Here is a 16,551-nt window from a genome sequence, read left to right as displayed (position 1 = left end):
AATCAGCAAATTGCAGCACGTAACCAAAACACCATGCAAAACAACCGAAAAAAGTACATTGGTCTAGGAATCCTGTTCCTTATCGCAATCATCCTGAGGATTGTGTATTATTCCCTTTCGTTGGGTGCAGGCCACAAAATACCGGAATTAAGGGATGTTTCAAACTACCTCATTTGGTTATTCATTATTTTATTTACCACTGTTTCCGCAACCACGAAAACCCGAAAAGAATAGCTGGAACATGAGAATAGACGGCGAGCGAAACCGTTTTCTGTTAATTTTTCGTTATCGTCCTTACATCTTTTTTCAATATTCCGTTATTTTACCGCCCGAATGAGAGCGCTGTATTTCATATTGTCTGTTGTTGCCTTCCTGTCCTTCGGAGGGAATGCCGCGCATGCCCATACCCATGGTGCAGTGAAAATCCATACGGAGTCTGCAAAAACCATCCATACACTACAGCAATTCACGGCAGCCGACCTGGACAAAAACCTCTTCGAAGATACCGATTCAGACACCGATGAAGATTTTTCCGGTACCGGCAACGCGAAAGACGACCATACAGGCAAATCCTTTACAAACCACTACGCAGTATGCCATCCGCGGCCTGCTCAATTCATCGCGCAAAAAGCATCCGGTCACACGCCGTTATATATTTCCCCGGCCATCATCGGCCATACTTCCCCCATTTACATTACGCTCAGGGTCTTAAGGATTTGAGAACAGCTTTTCGGTGATTGACATTTCGTTTTCGGAAGGTTGATACCCGCATGTCCTGATTTATCTCAAAAATCCAAATCATTAATTCCCCGTATTTTATTAATACTATGACCAGAAATGTAATGTTTTCGGGCGTTATAGCCCTGTTGTGTACGATTTCATGTACCACTAAAAAAGAAGAAAAAGAAGAAACCGGCAAGTTTACCGTAACAAGCCCGGTAGTGATAGACACGTCGTTTACCAAAGACTATGTGTCCCAGATCAAATCGGTGCGCAATATCGAAATCCGCGCGCAGGAAAAAGGATACCTGCAGGATATTTATGTGGATGAAGGCCAGTCGGTACAGGCCGGGCAACTGCTGTTCCGGATCATGCCGCAACTGTACCAGGCTGAATTGCTGAAGGCAGAATCCGAAGCGAAAGCCGCCACCATCGAACTCCAGAACGCCAAAACCCTGGCCGATAAAAATGTCGTTTCTAAAAACGAACAGGCGATGGCGCAGGCCAAACTGGACCAGGCGAAAGCCGAAGTATCACTTGCCAAACTGCATTTGGGCTTTACCGAAATCCGCGCGCCTTTTGCCGGAACCATCGACCGCATTCCACTGAAGCTCGGCAGCCTCATCGATGAGGGCGAACTGCTCACTAGCCTTTCAGACAACAGCCGCATGTTCGCCTACTTCAACGTGTCGGAACCGGAATATATCAGCTACCAGACCAATATAAAAGACCGCGGCAATAACGAAGTCGGATTGCTTTTGGCCAACAACGAACCTTTAAAATACAAAGGAAAAGTGGAAGTCATTGAAGGGGAATTCGACAACGAAACCGGAAACATCGCATTCCGCGCCGGGTTTCCAAATCCTGACAAATTGCTGCGCAACGGCGAGACCGGCAAAGTGATGATGACTGTTCCCGTTAAAAACGCACTGATCATCCCACAGAAAACGACTTATGAGATCCAGGACAAGATGTATGTCTTTGTTGTGGATAAGAACAATACGGTAAGGTCACGCGAAATCACCATCAAGGGGGAGCTCCCCGATTTATACGTAGTGCAAAGCGGCATTTCCGCAACCGACCGCATACTGCTTGATGGCGTACAAACGGTAAAGGATGACGACAAGATCCAGTTTACGTATGTGCAGCCCAAGGAAGTCATTTCCCATTTGAGACTTAAAGCAGAGTAGCATTAATCCCCTAAAAAATTAAGCCATGTTTAATAAATTTATACAGCGGCCGGTACTGTCTATCGTGATATCGCTGATGATATTGTTTTTGGGAGCGATTGCCCTGATACAGCTGCCCGTAACCCAGTTTCCTTCCATTTCACCGCCAAAAGTGAATGTGACCGCAGAATATCCCGGCGCGAACAACGAACTGATGACCAAATCGGTATTGATTCCGCTCGAGCGGGCGCTCAACGGCGTGCCCGGCATGAAATACATCGCCTCCGATGCCGGTAATGATGGCGAGGCTTCGATACAGGTCATTTTCAACCTGGGCACAGACCCGAACCAGGCATCGCTGAACGTCCAGAACCGCGTCGCGTCGGTAGTGAACAAGCTCCCGCCGCTTGTGGTGCGTGAAGGTGTAAAAATCACGCGCGAGGAATCGAACATGCTGTTATATGTCAACTTATATAGCAAAGACCCGGGTGCCGACCAGAAATTCTTATACAATTTTGCCGATATCAATGTACTTTCCGAATTGAAAAGGGTCGATGGCGTAGGCGATGCGGACATTCTCGGGAACCGGGAATATGCCATGCGCATCTGGCTCAAGCCGGACCGCATGCTCGCCTACAAGATTTCAGCCGATGAGGTCATGGAAGCATTGAGCCAGCAAAGCCTCGAAGCTTCACCCGGAAAAACCGGGGAGAGTTCGGGTAAGAGATCGGAAACTTTTGAATACGTGCTTAAATACCCGGGCAGGTTTACGACAAAAGAACAGTACGATAATATCGTCATCAAGGCCAGCCCGAACGGCGAGATCCTGCGCCTGAAGGATGTGGCGAATGTCGAATTCGGAAGCTCGATGTATGATATCTACTCAAACCTGAACGGACGTCCATCAGCAGCCATCGTGCTAAAACAGTCTTACGGCAGCAACGCCAGCCAGGTTATTAAAGATGTAAAAGCAAAACTGGCCGAAATCAAGGCGAGCTCGTTCCCGAAAGGCATGGATTACGAGATCAGTTATGATGTGTCAAAATTCCTCGATGCATCGATCGAAAAGGTGCTGCACACTTTGGTCGAAGCTTTCCTGCTGGTAGGGCTGGTCGTATTCCTGTTCCTCGGCGACTGGCGCTCAACGCTGATTCCGGCCATAGCTGTACCGGTATCGCTCGTGGGGACGTTCATCTTTATGTCCTATTTTGGGATTACACTAAACCTGATTACCTTATTTGCATTGGTACTTGCCATCGGAATTGTGGTGGACAACGCGATAGTAGTGATTGAAGCCGTCCACGCCAATATGGAGACCAAGCACCTCAAACCGCTGAAGGCGACAAAAGCGGCAATGCATGAAGTGAGCGGTGCGATTATCGCGATCACGTTCGTCATGGCGGCGGTATTCATTCCGGTAGCGTTCATGTCGGGCCCGGTTGGGATTTTTTACAGGCAATTTTCGATTACGATGGCTACCTCGATCATCCTTTCGGGTGTGGTAGCCTTGACGCTGACACCAGCCTTGTGTGCGATGATGCTCAAAAGCACACACGGAAAGCCACGCAAAAAAACACCTTTAAACAGGCTGCTCGACGGTTTCAACAACTGGTTTAACGGGCTTACTGGAAGGTATACGTCGCTTTTGAGCAAAATCGTTAACCGCCGCGCCATCACTTTCGGAATGCTGATGGCTTTCTGCGCAGGCATTTATTTCCTGAACAATTCACTCCCTACAGGCTTTATCCCGAATGAAGACCAGGGCATGTTTTATGCGGTAATCCAGACCCCGCCCGGAGCCACTCTGGAACGGACCAATGAAATCGCAGAAAAACTGCAAAGGATCGCCCAGAAAATGCCTGATGTAAAATCAGTTTCCTCCCTTGCAGGCTATGAAATCTTAACGGAAGGTACGGGCGCCAATTCCGGGACCTGCCTCATCAACCTGAAAAGCTGGGACGAACGCAGCCATTCGGCACAGGAAGTCATCGAAGAACTGGAGAAAAAATCAAAGGACATTGCAGGAGCGACAATTGAATTCTTCCAGCCTCCTGCTGTCCCTGGCTATGGTGCGGCAGGCGGATTCGAATTGCGTTTGCTCGACAAGGCCGGTTCTGGTGATTATAAGAAAATGGAAACCGTCGGCAATGATTTCGTAAAGGAACTGAACAAGCGCCCGGAACTGTCATCGGTGTTTACATTTTACAGCGCAAGTTTCCCGCAATACATGCTTCATATCGATAATGACATCGCGCAGCAGAAAGGCGTTACGATAGAAAACGCGACAAATACCTTGGCAACATTGGTCGGAAGTAATTACGAAATCAGCTTTATCAAATATGACCGCCAATACAAGGTGATGGTGCAGGCTTCGCCGGAATACCGTGCGCTGCCAGAGGATATCCTGAAGTTGTATGTGAAGAACGACCGCGATGAAATGGTGCCATTTTCGGCCTTTATGAAAATGGATAAAGTTTACGGATTGTCTGAAATCACAAGGCACAATATGTACAATGCCTCTGAAATCAGCGGACAGGCGGCGCCGGGTTACAGCAGCAGCCAGGCCATCAACGCGATCAATGAGGTCGCTGCGAAAAAACTCCCGCGGGGTTTTGGGATCGATTGGGCCGGGATTTCGAAGGATGAAGTCGGGCGTGGCAATGAAGCCATATACATCTTCCTGATCTGCCTCGCCTTCGTCTACCTGATCCTCGCAGCACAATATGAAAGTTTCATTTTGCCACTGACGGTGATATTATCACTTGTCGCGGGTATTTTCGGAGCTTATTTGCTGCTAATGATCTGCGGACTGGAAAATAACATTTACGCCCAGGTCGCCATGGTCATGCTGATCGGTTTGCTTGGAAAGAACGCCGTGCTGATTGTGGAGTTTGCAGTACAGCGGCACCGTGCCGGAGATTCCGTATTCAGGGCTGCGATTGAAGGGTCCGTGGCGCGTTTCCGCCCGATCCTGATGACGTCGTTCGCATTCGTTGCGGGATTGATTCCTTTAGTATTTGCCACTGGTCCGGGAAGGGTCGGGAACCGTACCATCGGTTCGGCGGCACTCGGCGGCATGCTGATGGGTACGATTTTCGGGGTCATCATCATTCCGGGCTTGTATTATATTTTTGCCACCATTTCCGAAAAGACCAAATTCGTCAAAAATGAAGAAGAAAATCCATTAACTGAAGAAATCGACAACAATGTATAAATCCAGATTATATTACTTCATCCCGCTGTCCATTTGCCTGGCCGTAATCGGCTGCAAGGCACCGGCGGTTGCTACGGAAGACACCAAAGCCTTGGTGCCACTGTCCTACAATACGAATACAGACACGCTGAATATCGCGGCACAGCCATGGAAGCAATTCTTCACCGACCAAAACCTCGTGGATTTGATTGACGTTGCGCTGAAGAACAACCAGGAACTCAACATCACGCAACAGGAGATCGAGATTGCAAAGAATGACATCCGCATAAGAAAAGGCGCTTTGTTGCCGACCGTCGGCGTAAAGGCTGGTGCGGGTATGGAAAAAGTAGGGCGTTACACCAGCCAGGGTGCCGGTGACGCTTCTACAGAGATTACTCCGGGTATGGAAATGCCCGATCCCTTGACCGATCTGACGTTGGCCGCTTATGCGAATTGGGAAGTCGATGTGTGGAAAAAATTACGGAATTCCAAAAAAGCGGCTGTCAGCAGGTACCTGGCTACCGTGGAAGGAAAGAATTTTGCTACGACAAACCTGATTGCCGAAGTAGCCGATTCGTATTATGAGTTGCTTTCACTTGACAGCCAGCTTGATATCGTACGCCAGAACATCGGGTTGCAGAACAATGCCCTGGATATCGTAAAAGTCCAGAAAGAAGCCGCGCGTGCTACGGAATTGGCTGTACAGAAATTCCGTGCCGAAGTAGCCGCTTCCAAAAGCATGGAATACGAAATCCTGCAGCAAATTAAGGAAACCGAGAACAGGATCAACTTCCTGTTGGGCCGCTATCCACAGGACATAAAAAGGGACAAGCCCGATTTTACGTCACTATCGCTGTCAGCAGTCAGTTCCGGGATTCCGGCACAATTGCTGGAAAACCGTCCGGACATCAAGCAAGCCGAACTCGAACTCGCGGCAGCAAAACTGGATGTGAAGGTTGCGCGTGCCGAATTCTACCCATCACTCGACATTTCTGCCGCGGTGGGATTACAGGCGTTCAGGCCTTCGTATTTCCTGAAGTTCCCGGAATCTGTCTTGTATTCGCTTGCCGGTGATATCGCTGCACCGTTGATCAACCGCAACGCCATCAAAGCCGAATTCAACAGTGCCAATGCCAGGCAGTTGCAGGCCCTTTACAATTACCAGCGTACCGTATTGAATGCTTACCTTGAAGTATCGAACCAACTTTCAAAAATAGATAATCTCAGCAAAAGCTATGCGTTGCGGTCAGAGCAGGTTGCCGCATTGGATTCATCGATTGACATTGCTAACGACCTGTTCAAATCAGCGCGCGCCGATTATTTCGAGGTGCTGATGACGCAGCGCGATGCCCTGGAATCCAAACTCGAATTGATTGAAACCAAAAAGGAGCAGTTGAATGCTGTGGTCCATATTTACAGGGATTTGGGTGGGGGTTGGAAATAGATTTAGTTTACAGTTGAAGGAAATCCCGGCAGTGATGTCGGGATTTTTTGGTTTTTATTCAGAAACCTGAATTTATTTTACATTGTCAATTCCTGCTGACATACTGTTGTCATTTCCCCCTTTTACCTTTGAACTATAAATCATTAAAAACTTCATATTATGAATGCAACAGCAGCAGAAACCGTACAAATTATCACTCCGTCACAATTGCTGACCCACTGGCAGGGCCACCGCAAACTGACACGCCGCGTGATAGACGCATTTCCGGAGAAAGACTTTTTTGACTATTCGATAGGAGGGATGCGCACTGCGTCACAACTGACATTGGAATTGCTTGCCATCGGAGCACCCGCACTCAAAGCGATCGTGGAGCGCGACGAAAAACCTTATGAGGAAGCAGGGAATGCACTAACGACCAAAGCACAGTTCCTTGAGCAATGGGACAAATCGACGGCCATCATCAACGATTATTTCCCGCAGATTCCGTCTGAAGATTTCAGTAAAACATTCAACCTTTTCGGGCAGTACAATTCGCCAATCATCCACAGTGTTTTGTATTTCGTGGACAATGAAATCCACCACCGCGGACAGATGTATGTGTATTTGCGAGGCCTTGGCATTGAACCACCGTTTTTTTGGGAAAGATAAATTGCAGATCCCGGGAGTTCGCTTCCGGGATTTTTTATTTACAGCTAACGAGCATCATATATTTTACCGCAACGGACACAATGGGAACGCAATGACAGCCATGTTTTTGCCACGCGAAACCTTAGCGTGCCTTGCGGTTTGAAAAGGACGGGTTAATTATTTTCCAGTTTCGAAAGGCTTAGTGTCAGCAGTTCCACAATGCGAACCTTCAGGCTTTCCGGTTCCACAATCGTCGCATAATCCCCGAACATCATAAACCAACGGGCAAAGCCATGCTGTGGGTCACGGCTTTTAAAAGTCATTTCAACTTCATTTTCTTTTTCAATTTCAGAAACAAAGCCATAACCACGGCGGTCGCCTTTGATATATCGTGCGATACTTTTATCGACGAGGATAACGACTTTGGTGAGGTTTTCCTCCTTATTATGCTTCAGGTAGGTTTCCAACGCATTATGCGACAACATAAACGCGTCATCCGTTATCCTGATGTCATGGATCCTGTCCGTCCTGAACTGCCGGTAGTCCTTCCTCAGGTGGCAATACCCGAAAATATACCAATTGTTGTTCTCATGGAATACGCCCACGGGTTCAACGACGCGTTCCAACGGCCCATTGGATTCAATGCCTTCATACAATAAAACCACCTGCATTTTCTCGCCAATGCTCCGGAAGACGGATGCCAGCGCGTTTGGCGCTTTTTGGTTGAAAGCCGGGCTGCTGTTGCGGATCAGTACTTTTGACTCCATGTCGGTGACGAGGTCTTTATCTGCGCTTTTCAGCACCGCCTTAAGTTTGTACATCGCTGCAGCGTAATGGTCACCGAGTTCCTTATCGGTAAATTGCTGCATCAGTTTTTCGGCAGCAATAAAGCTTCGCGCCTCCTCGCGTGTAAACATTACGGGTGGCAGGCGGTACCCGTCCATCAGCGAATACCCGATCCCGGCTTCGCTGTAAATCGGTACTCCCGAAACTTCGAGTGTTCGTATGTCACGATAAATGGTGCGGAGGCTGACTTCAAAACGATCCGCCAGGTCCTGTGCGCGTACAATCTTCCTGGATTGCAGCTGGATCAGGATGGCGATGATGCGGTCGAAGCGTTTGGGTGATTCGTCGTACATTTTTGGTGCTGGGTGCAAAATTCAGGATGCAAGGTAGCAAAGTTTTCTGACGGTTGCTCTTCCTCGTTTTTTAAAACCCGCTTTGATTTCGAGAGAATTTATCCGAACTTTAGTAGAAATAAACCGCTATGAAAAATTTTGATATAGTCACCCTGACCGTGAATCCGTCGCTTGATAAGAGTACTTCATTCAGGGGGCTTGTGCCCGAACAGAAAATCCAATGCAAAAACCCGCGTTTTGATGCCGGCGGCGGCGGTATCAATGTGTCTAAAGCTATTGCCAGGCTCGGTGGGGAATCCTTGTGCGTGTTCACTTCCGGAGGCGATACGGGAAAACAACTGGAAGCTTTAGTACAAAAGGAAGGAATTGAAACGCATGCCATTGCGGTAAAAAATGCCACGCGCGAAAACCTGATTGCACTCGACTTAAACACCAATTCTCAATACCGTTTTGGGTTTTCGGGCGAAACACTTTCCGAGCCGGAGCAGCAACAGATTTTAGAAGCGGTTTCAGGGCTAAAGACAAAATATCTTGTTGCAAGCGGCAGCTTAACACAAGGCATGCCACCGGAATTCTACCAGAGAATTGCGGCCATCGCCAAAGCATCGGGAATAAAGTTTATCGCCGATACGTCAGGGGAAGCCTTGCAAAAGACTTTGGAAACCGGAGTTTACCTCCTCAAACCGAATGTCGGCGAGCTCGCAAAACTTGTGGGTGTGGAAAAAATCCATGCCGACGAAGCCGATGATGCCGCAAGGACGCTCATCGATAAAGGCCAGGCTGAAATTGTAGTCGTTTCTTTGGGGCCGCAGGGCGCGGTACTCGTCACGAAAGACATTACCGAATTCGTACCCGCGCCAAATGTACCCAAGAAAAGTACTGTCGGTGCGGGTGACAGCATGGTAGGTGGTATGGTATGGGCATTGTCGGAGGGGAAACCGTTGCAGGAGGTCATCCGCTGGGGCGTGGCCTGCGGCTCGGCTGCGACGATGAATGAAGGGACGCAGTTGTTCAAAGCGGACGATGCGCGGCGGTTGTTTGAATGGCTGGGCAGGAAGTGATTTGTGGGCTAAACCCTAGCCCCGATCGCAGCGGCATCCTTTTCTTTTTTTTCTTTAAAAAAGAAAAGATACAGCGGAGAGCGGGAATAGCTTCTGAAAATATTAAATTTGAAAAACAAAATCATTGTGATGCACCAATCATCAATCAAAATCCTCCACCTCGACAGCAACCACCCCATTTTAATGCAGCAGCTGCAGGATACGGGTTTTACCAACCACGAAGATTTTACATCTGCAAAAAAAGACATCGAAACGAAAATCCACGATTATCAGGGCATTGTCATTCGCAGCCGGTTTAAGATTGACAAAGATTTCCTGGATAAGGCGGTCAATTTGAAATTCATCGCGCGGGTAGGGGCCGGCCTGGAAAGTATCGATACCGATTATGCTTCCCGAAAAGGGATTGCTCTGATTGCCGCGCCGGAAGGCAACCGCAATGCCGTGGGCGAACATACTTTGGCGATGCTGTTGTCGCTTTTCAATAAGCTCAATAAAGCCGACCGCGAAATCCGTTCCGGACACTGGAACCGCGAAGCGAACCGTGGCCACGAATTGGATGGTAAAACGGTCGGGGTCATTGGTTATGGCAATATGGGAAAGTCATTTGCGAAAAAATTACGCGGTTTTGATGTAAAGGTTTTGTGTTATGATATTCTCGAAGGCGTAGGCGATGCCAATGCGAAGCAGGTTTCATTGGAAGCATTGCAGCAAAATGCCGATGTGCTGAGCCTGCACATCCCGTGGACGCCGCAGACGGACAAGATGGTCGATACCGATTTCATCAACACATTTACAAAACCATTTTGGCTGCTGAATACTTCCCGGGGCAAGAATGCCGTAACGGCCGATTTGGTTTCGGCATTAAGATCAGGAAAAATCCTGGGTGCCGGACTCGACGTCCTGGAATATGAGAAAAGTTCGTTTGAACATCTTTTTGAGGATCATAATGTTCCTGAAGCGTTCCAGTATCTGCTTGACGCGGAGAACGTATTGTTGTCACCGCACATCGCGGGCTGGACATTTGAAAGCCATCAGGAATTGGCAAAGGTGATTGCCGATAAAATCAAAGCTTTGTATTTCGGCGAAAGCCAAATTGAAAATGACATCGGACGCGTTACAGGAATTGGCGGGATTTTTTTCAAATCAAAAGACCCGAAAGCGCTTGTGGCATGGTATGGCAAGCACCTCGGACTGAAAACCGATGCCTACGGAAGTTCTTTCTGGTGGAAAGATGCGCAGGGCAATGATTGTATGACGCAATGGTCGCCGTTTAAGGATGATACGACGTATTTTGAACCATCCGAGCAATCATTTATGCAGAACTTCAGGGTGGATCATCTGGATTTGCTGTTGGAAGCATTAAAGGCATCAGGCGTGACTGTTGTTGGCGAAGTACAACGTTTTGACTATGGGGACTTTGGATGGATCCTGGACCCTGAAGGAAATAAAATCGAACTTTGGGAACCAAAAGACAGCGCGTTTCAATAAATTATTTATTTTTATAGACTCAATAACCAAAACCAAACATTTATGGAAGTGAATACTACTGAAAGCTGGAATACACCACAGCCACCAAACATCCCTTATTTTAAAGTTGATCCCGTAGCGGTTTTGCTGTTGGGAATCGTAACCTGCGGGCTTTACCTGATTTATTGGAACATTAAAGTGGCCGACGTATTGAATGCGGTTGCTGAAAGGGAAGTGATTTCGCAGCCGGTCGCTATTTTTGCCGGATGCTGCTCGCCTGTGAACATGTATTTTTATTACCTCGCTGGAAAAGATGGTTTGCCGCATGTATACCGTCGTGCCGGGGTTCCGCAAAAAGATGATGCAACGCTATTACTGATTTTAGGGCTTCTTGTTCCTATGGTCGCTGCAATGATTGTACAGGGTGACATCAACAAATTATACAAATAATATCCGCATAAAGCGAAAAATTTACGGAATTGCCGGAGCGTTATTAACGTTGGCAGTTCCGTTTTTTTTTATGCTTGACAATGCCGACAACCATTTGGAGTCGGCGCAGTCGCTGTGCCCGTTTAAATTGCTGACGGGTTTCCCGTGTCCCGGCTGCGGCATCACCAAATCGCTGGTGTATCTGTACGCGGGCGATTTCGGGAAAAGCATGCACTACCATATTTTCGGGCCGTTTGTGATTTTGGCCAGTATCGTGACGCTTTTGGTTTTGTCGACGGAACTGGCAACGGGGAAGGAATATTTCGGCAAATGGCTTTACAACCGCAAACTGGCTTATGGACTTGGGATTACATTGGCGGTGTATCATTTTATCCGTCTAATTCATTTTGTAATGGAGAACAGCTGGGATGATATCCTGAGGCAATCTGCATGGAAATAAAAAAGGCTCCCGGTTAAGGAGCCTTTTTAATAAATTCTGTATACCGTTAGTTCACCGACGGAACCGATTTCGCGTATTTCAAAAACACCAATTCGTGAGAAACGGCATCCGTATAAGCGACTTCGAGCGTTACATCTGAAAGCGTGATGATATCATAAGTGATTGCCGTACTTTCTGTCATTCCTTCAGGAACATAAGTAGCTACGATATTGCCCTGATCCAGCAGGTAGGTTCCGGTAACTGTTTTTGGCGCACATACACCATCAGTTGTTACGAAAAAGTTTCTGGTGAATGTCAAATCTTCGTTAGCGATAAGCGTTTGCCTGTCACAAGACCCTTCTGTTACAGGCTCATAAATTAATGTACTGTTCGCATTTAGTGCCCCGATAGCCGTAAGATTCCAGGTCGCGGCAACATAATTAGGCGAAACATAGTTCCCACCTTCATCATCGCTTTCACACGAAACTAAACTTACGCTTAAGAAGCAAAGTAAAATGGCTGTAAGGGATATGATTTTTTTATTCATCTTTATTGTTTTTGTAAAAGGCTGCCTGTTAGAACAGCCTTTATTTAATAAATATTTTAGTTACCCAGGATTTTCAGGTCATCAATCTGGAAAGCGCCATCCAATGTAGTGTCAGTTCCTGAACCTGTAAATTTAAATCCGATGTGGATTGTTCCTGTGTAGCCAGACAAGTCAACGCCTCCTGATCCGACGAAAGCATACCATGCAGTATCCATAGTTGGCAGAGTTACCGGAACTTCAATCCATGTTGCAGTAGCAGGATTTCCTGTAAAATCGCTGGATACATATACTTTTAATGAATTCGCGTCTGAATTGACATCCAAATGGTGTTGTGCAGTCCTGAACAACATGGTTTCTCCTGTGTGGGCATCCATATCAATTCCAGGCGTGACCAACCATGCTACATTTAAAGCATTTCCTGAGCCAAATGAACTGAATTCAGCATAGCCATTTCCTGAAAATGCTTCTTCTCTCCAAAGTTTTGTTCCTGAAGTAGCCACATTTGTCCAGCCTTCGTAGTTGAAGTTTGTATTGTCAACAGACTCCTGGAAATCTTCGTAATAAAAAGCCACCACTCTTTGCCCGGTCAATTTAATATCCCTTTCTGTCCTTGCCATGAATTGGTATCCAGAACCGTATTTGGTCAGAACGCCTCTTACTTTCCCGCTTGCTGATGGAACAATTTTTCCTGCAAAATTAGCAAAGCTGCTTGTCCTGAAATCAATAGAGTTTCCTGAAAAATCTGTCAAAGAATGGTTTGTTGCACCACCGATTGTATTGCTTGCTCCCTCAACATAGTAAGTTTTTCCAACAGCAGCGTCTGAAAACTGTACATTGTCAAGTTCCACTAATTTATTAAGGTAATCGTTATTAGCCAAAAGTTGCGGGATGGTTACAGGCTTTACTAAAGTTTCTTCATCAATTACCGTACATGAGCGAACAACCGCTTCCTTGAACTGTGACTCAGGAAGCCTTCCTACTGAAGCGGCACCTGAACTGGTCACATATATACCACCAATCCTTGGTCCGATAGGGCCTGAAGTCTGAGGAGAATCAGTATAAAGGTTTTTCAATTTGATAAATACTTTTCTTCCCGGCTCAAGGTTCACGAAAGTCGAAGAAGCATCAACAGGCACGCTGAAAGCTTTTGACCCGTCCAAAGTTTGCATTGAGATGGATTTAAAGAAATTTCCACCTTCATCACTTGAAGTTACGTATGCTTCAATCACATCGTCAGCGGTATACTGCGCCAATGTTCCAAAAGGCACGGCAGATACTTCGATGGTCTTTACAAGGTTCGTTTCAGTACACTCCATTGTTGGAATAGCATAGTCATCGTCATTGACGCAGCTGTTGAATCCGGCAGCAAGCGTCACAAAAAGCACTGATTTTAAAATTGTTGTTTTCATAATTATTATTATTTTCTTTAAAAATATTAGAAGTTTAAGTAAAGGTTTACGAAATATGTTCTTCCGTATCCATAAAAATATTTAGGGCCAAAAGATGGTGTTCCACTGGAAACATCCTGGTTCAGTTCCCTGTAATTAGAATTACGTGCCTGTTCAAAACCACCTGTTTTGTAAATGATGTCAAAAACGTTATTCACACTTGCAAAGAAGCCAAGGGTCTTGCTGCCAATCCTCCATGATTTTCCTCCTGTCAAATTTACTAAAGTAAATTCGTCAAATTTTTCCTGTTTCAATAATTCTCTTCCCCTTTGTTCTGTCGCTTCCGGGAAGTAGTTTCCGGCGCTTCCCAATGGGTTTTCAAAGAAGTTGCTTGTCCTTAATACAGGAGCCACATCGATGTAATTATCAGCAAGGTAGTTTACGTTAGCGCCTACCCACCAGAATTTAGGGTCGCGGTATTCCAAACCAATCGAATACGCTTGTTGTGGCGTGCCAGGGATTTTATAATCCTTTAATTTTGAAGTGCCGAAATTTACGATTGGGTTGGTGTTGTCCGGTGTTGCCAAAGCATCCTGGTTGATGCTGACCGTCGGGTCGTTTGAATAGGTAAATTGCCCATATGCTGCGGCACCAATAGCTTTAATGGTTGAAGTAATCTGGTATTCCAGGCCAAGTTCACCACCAATATTTTTCTTGTTTACGTGTGTAAGTGTTTCCGCTACGAAAGCATCACCACCGTCTCCACCATCATCTTCGAACAAACCTTCACCGAAGAAGAATGCTGTTTCTGTTGCATTTTTGATTTCAGAAAAGTATCCTGTAATCCTGGCTTTGAATTTTGGTGCCCTGATGATATAACTACCGTTAAGGCTGCTGATGGTTTCGCTGTCAATGCCATCCACCATGTTGTTGTTCAAACGCGAATTCGGGAAAACATTTCTCATAGTCGGGGCTTTTGACATGTAAAGACCGTTGAAATCCAAATAATTTCTTCCGGAAATCTTATAAGTAACACCACCTTTGAAACCGAAGTTGTCAAATTCCACTTTATGGCCTTTTCCAAAAGAGTTGGTTGGGTAGTATCCGTTTTTGTAAAGCCCTTCCCTTTGGTATTCAGAACGTGCAAATGTCTGTGCAAGGTAAAAATCTACTTTTTTGTAGCTGAATTTGAATTGCGTAAAGGCATCAATTGTATTGGCCAAAAGGTTGTAATTATAACCATATTCGTCGCCTTCGGTTACCTGCCTGTCAGGATGGTTCAAATCTGACTGTTTCTGGTCTCCTACACCGAACGTGTCCACATCCAGAAAATACAATCCACCCAATAGATCTTCCACTTTCTGGTAATTGTGTGATTTCAGGTGGCGGTAAGTTACGCCTGCATTCAAAACGATATTGTCTGCCAATTGCGAGTTAAAAACAGAATTTCCAACAAACTGTGTGTCATCTGTCCTGTCTGAATATAAAATATACTTGCTTTCCGCAGGTGCCCTTCCGATCACCATGCCGTTCGATGTGATTGGCGTAGAGTTGGCCGTGTACATCGCGTTCCAGTCCAATTGTCTTTGTGCCAAAAATTTAGCGTCCAATGGGTTGGTTGCTGCTGCGTAGTTTGGTGTAAACAATCCTCCAAGTCCTCCCGGAGCATAAGCTGAAGCCGGCACCAGGCCTGTAGTCGCGTCATTCTCATACAAAGATGTGAAATAACTCGGCAAATTCCTGTAGTAAGTCGGATCAGGGTTATTCACTCCTGAAAAATCAATCCTGCTGTTGCCAATTGTCCCCTGTTGGAAAGAGACATTGGTAGTCAGTTTATTTTTCTCATTGATTTTCCAATAGTGTCCTAACATAAGGATTGGCTCCTCGATGTCCTTGTCCCTTGAATTCCTCTTTTTTCCATCCTGCCAACCCCAGTAAGAATTGTATTTCCAACCCGCGATATTCGTAATTTCCTGTGTGTTTGGAGAATTTTTCCCGCGGCTGTTCTGAGCATAAATTGAGGTAAAGTTCAGGCTGTGGTGCTCGTTGAATTTCTTTTCAACACTGGCAAAAATTGAATTTGCGCTATAATCGGTTCCTTCAAAATAACCTTCTTTAGCCCATCTTCTGCCTGCTGAAATCACATAAGCCCATCCGTCCTTATTCATCCCTGAAGCTGTGGTGGCCATGGCCCTCCAGCTGTAGTTTGTGTTTGTTCCGGAAAAAGATATCCTTGTTCCAGGCCTGTATATTGATGCCCTTGTATTGATTTCCTGAGTACCAAGTATGCCTCCGAAAGTATAATCAGAAGGAGTAGACCCTGTGGTAAATTCCTGATTACGGGTAGCATCATTCAATCCACCCCAGTTGCCCCATTGCGGCCTTCCATCATAGATCTTATTCATCGTAACACCATTGATCATCGTCACGCCATACTCATTGTCAAGGCCTCTTACCCTGAAACGCGCCTGTCCCCAGTTAAAGGCTGCTGCCTGCTGGAAAGCATCACGGCTCGCCTGCAATAATCCCGCAGTGCTTTCTGATCCGCTGTTGTCATCGCCAAGGTCGTTTTCTGTAATCGTAATCAGGCTCAATTGCTGCTCTTCGGTTTGATCTTCCTCCAGCACCACTACGCCTAAATCAAGATTTTGCCCCGCTTTTAAGTCCAAAGGCAACATCTGTTGGGAATATCCCGTGCTGGTGATCTTCAGCAAAGCATTTCCGGCAGGGATGTCCTTAATCACAAAAGTACCATCTGCGGCAGTCAGCGCCGTTAAGTTGGTGTTCTGGATCGACGCCACAACGCTTTGTAAAGGCTTTTGTGTTTTGGAGTCTACAACTTTACCGGTAACCGTACCGTTTTGTTGCGCCCAGGCAAAAAGTACCTGCATCACAAACAGCATACTAAATACAAGTTTTTTCATAAAA

14 protein-coding genes and 1 pseudogene are annotated in these 16,551 nt (G+C 46.4%); 11 read left to right on the top strand and 4 right to left on the bottom strand.

Going from position 1 to position 16,551, the window contains the following annotated elements:
• Nucleotides 1–33 precede the first annotated feature (33 nt).
• The 6 genes from HYN49_RS02855 to HYN49_RS02830 all read left to right on the top strand — a co-directional run bounded on the left by HYN49_RS02855 (nt 34) and on the right by HYN49_RS02830 (nt 7,174).
• On the top strand, nt 34–234 hold the full coding sequence (locus tag HYN49_RS02855) for a hypothetical protein (protein WP_108902714.1): 201 nt from the start codon (nt 34–36) through the stop codon (nt 232–234).
• Between the two features lie 99 nt (nt 235–333).
• Nucleotides 334–720, top strand: a complete 387-nt coding sequence (locus HYN49_RS02850) for a hypothetical protein (RefSeq protein ID WP_108902713.1) — start codon at nt 334–336, stop codon at nt 718–720.
• 107 nt (nt 721–827) lie between these two features.
• Nucleotides 828–1,910: an efflux RND transporter periplasmic adaptor subunit gene (locus tag HYN49_RS02845; RefSeq protein WP_108902712.1), complete on the top strand. Its 1,083-nt coding sequence runs from the start codon at nt 828–830 to the stop codon at nt 1,908–1,910.
• A 25-nt stretch (nt 1,911–1,935) separates the two neighbouring features.
• The gene (locus HYN49_RS02840) at nt 1,936–5,103 is read left to right on the top strand and encodes an efflux RND transporter permease subunit (protein WP_108902711.1); all 3,168 of its coding nucleotides are present in this window, start codon (nt 1,936–1,938) and stop codon (nt 5,101–5,103) included.
• Nucleotides 5,096–6,526, top strand: a complete 1,431-nt coding sequence (locus HYN49_RS02835; RefSeq protein ID WP_108902710.1) for a TolC family protein — start codon at nt 5,096–5,098, stop codon at nt 6,524–6,526. Before HYN49_RS02840 ends, HYN49_RS02835 begins: the two co-directional genes overlap by 8 nt.
• A gap of 159 nt (nt 6,527–6,685) precedes the next feature.
• Complete coding sequence (locus tag HYN49_RS02830; RefSeq protein WP_108902709.1) at nt 6,686–7,174, top strand: DinB family protein; 489 nt, start codon at nt 6,686–6,688, stop codon at nt 7,172–7,174.
• A gap of 152 nt (nt 7,175–7,326) precedes the next feature.
• On the opposite strand, the gene HYN49_RS02825 is transcribed toward HYN49_RS02830, so the two are convergent.
• Nucleotides 7,327–8,292: a helix-turn-helix transcriptional regulator gene (locus tag HYN49_RS02825; protein ID WP_108902708.1), complete on the bottom strand. Its 966-nt coding sequence runs from the start codon at nt 8,290–8,292 to the stop codon at nt 7,327–7,329.
• A 128-nt stretch (nt 8,293–8,420) separates the two neighbouring features.
• Here HYN49_RS02825 and HYN49_RS02820 point away from each other — a divergent pair, with 128 nt between their 5' ends.
• From HYN49_RS02820 to HYN49_RS02805, 5 genes and pseudogenes are all read left to right on the top strand, one after another.
• A complete protein-coding gene (locus tag HYN49_RS02820; RefSeq protein WP_108902707.1) occupies nt 8,421–9,353 on the top strand; it encodes a 1-phosphofructokinase family hexose kinase in 933 nt (310 codons plus the stop codon).
• A 129-nt stretch (nt 9,354–9,482) separates the two neighbouring features.
• Nucleotides 9,483–10,430: pseudogene (locus HYN49_RS02815) on the top strand (2-hydroxyacid dehydrogenase); the annotation flags it as partial.
• On the top strand, nt 10,425–10,841 hold the full coding sequence (locus tag HYN49_RS15285) for a VOC family protein (RefSeq protein WP_394336405.1): 417 nt from the start codon (nt 10,425–10,427) through the stop codon (nt 10,839–10,841). The pseudogene HYN49_RS02815 and the gene HYN49_RS15285, both read left to right, overlap by 6 nt.
• Nucleotides 10,842–10,883: 42 nt before the next feature.
• Nucleotides 10,884–11,270 (top strand): DUF4234 domain-containing protein, encoded by a 387-nt coding sequence (locus HYN49_RS02810; RefSeq protein ID WP_108902705.1) that lies wholly within the window; start codon nt 10,884–10,886, stop codon nt 11,268–11,270.
• A gap of 70 nt (nt 11,271–11,340) precedes the next feature.
• A complete protein-coding gene (locus HYN49_RS02805; RefSeq protein WP_245892240.1) occupies nt 11,341–11,709 on the top strand; it encodes a DUF2752 domain-containing protein in 369 nt (122 codons plus the stop codon).
• Between the two features lie 46 nt (nt 11,710–11,755).
• On the opposite strand, the gene HYN49_RS02800 is transcribed toward HYN49_RS02805, so the two are convergent.
• From HYN49_RS02800 to HYN49_RS02790, 3 genes are read right to left on the bottom strand one after another with little or no spacing between them, the layout of a single operon-like run.
• Entirely contained in the window at nt 11,756–12,235 is a 480-nt protein-coding gene (locus HYN49_RS02800) for a lipocalin family protein (protein ID WP_108902703.1), read from the bottom strand.
• A 56-nt stretch (nt 12,236–12,291) separates the two neighbouring features.
• Nucleotides 12,292–13,644: a DUF5689 domain-containing protein gene (locus tag HYN49_RS02795; protein WP_108902702.1), complete on the bottom strand. Its 1,353-nt coding sequence runs from the start codon at nt 13,642–13,644 to the stop codon at nt 12,292–12,294.
• Nucleotides 13,645–13,670: 26 nt separating this feature from the next.
• Complete coding sequence (locus HYN49_RS02790; RefSeq protein WP_108902701.1) at nt 13,671–16,547, bottom strand: carboxypeptidase-like regulatory domain-containing protein; 2,877 nt, start codon at nt 16,545–16,547, stop codon at nt 13,671–13,673.
• Between the last annotated feature and the right edge of the window lie 4 nt (nt 16,548–16,551).

The organism is Flavobacterium pallidum (genome assembly GCF_003097535.1).
GTDB classification, from domain to species: domain Bacteria; phylum Bacteroidota; class Bacteroidia; order Flavobacteriales; family Flavobacteriaceae; genus Flavobacterium; species Flavobacterium pallidum.
Note: the sequence above shows the minus strand (reverse complement) of the source record. Positions and strands in the feature narration are given on the sequence as shown.

Bases quoted from the DNA above. Each gene is read 5' to 3' on its own strand.
- HYN49_RS02855 (WP_108902714.1), top strand. From the start codon at position 34: ATGCAAAACAACCGAAAAAAGTACATTGGTCTAGGAATCCTGTTCCTT.
- HYN49_RS02850 (WP_108902713.1), top strand. From the start codon at position 334: ATGAGAGCGCTGTATTTCATATTGTCTGTTGTTGCCTTCCTGTCCTTC.
- HYN49_RS02845 (WP_108902712.1), top strand. From the start codon at position 828: ATGACCAGAAATGTAATGTTTTCGGGCGTTATAGCCCTGTTGTGTACG.
- HYN49_RS02840 (WP_108902711.1), top strand. From the start codon at position 1,936: ATGTTTAATAAATTTATACAGCGGCCGGTACTGTCTATCGTGATATCG.
- HYN49_RS02835 (WP_108902710.1), top strand. From the start codon at position 5,096: ATGTATAAATCCAGATTATATTACTTCATCCCGCTGTCCATTTGCCTG.
- HYN49_RS02830 (WP_108902709.1), top strand. From the start codon at position 6,686: ATGAATGCAACAGCAGCAGAAACCGTACAAATTATCACTCCGTCACAA.
- HYN49_RS02825 (WP_108902708.1), bottom strand. From the start codon at position 8,292: ATGTACGACGAATCACCCAAACGCTTCGACCGCATCATCGCCATCCTG.
- HYN49_RS02820 (WP_108902707.1), top strand. From the start codon at position 8,421: ATGAAAAATTTTGATATAGTCACCCTGACCGTGAATCCGTCGCTTGAT.
- HYN49_RS02810 (WP_108902705.1), top strand. From the start codon at position 10,884: ATGGAAGTGAATACTACTGAAAGCTGGAATACACCACAGCCACCAAAC.
- HYN49_RS02805 (WP_245892240.1), top strand. From the start codon at position 11,341: ATGCTTGACAATGCCGACAACCATTTGGAGTCGGCGCAGTCGCTGTGC.
- HYN49_RS02800 (WP_108902703.1), bottom strand. From the start codon at position 12,235: ATGAATAAAAAAATCATATCCCTTACAGCCATTTTACTTTGCTTCTTA.
- HYN49_RS02795 (WP_108902702.1), bottom strand. From the start codon at position 13,644: ATGAAAACAACAATTTTAAAATCAGTGCTTTTTGTGACGCTTGCTGCC.
- HYN49_RS02790 (WP_108902701.1), bottom strand. From the start codon at position 16,547: ATGAAAAAACTTGTATTTAGTATGCTGTTTGTGATGCAGGTACTTTTT.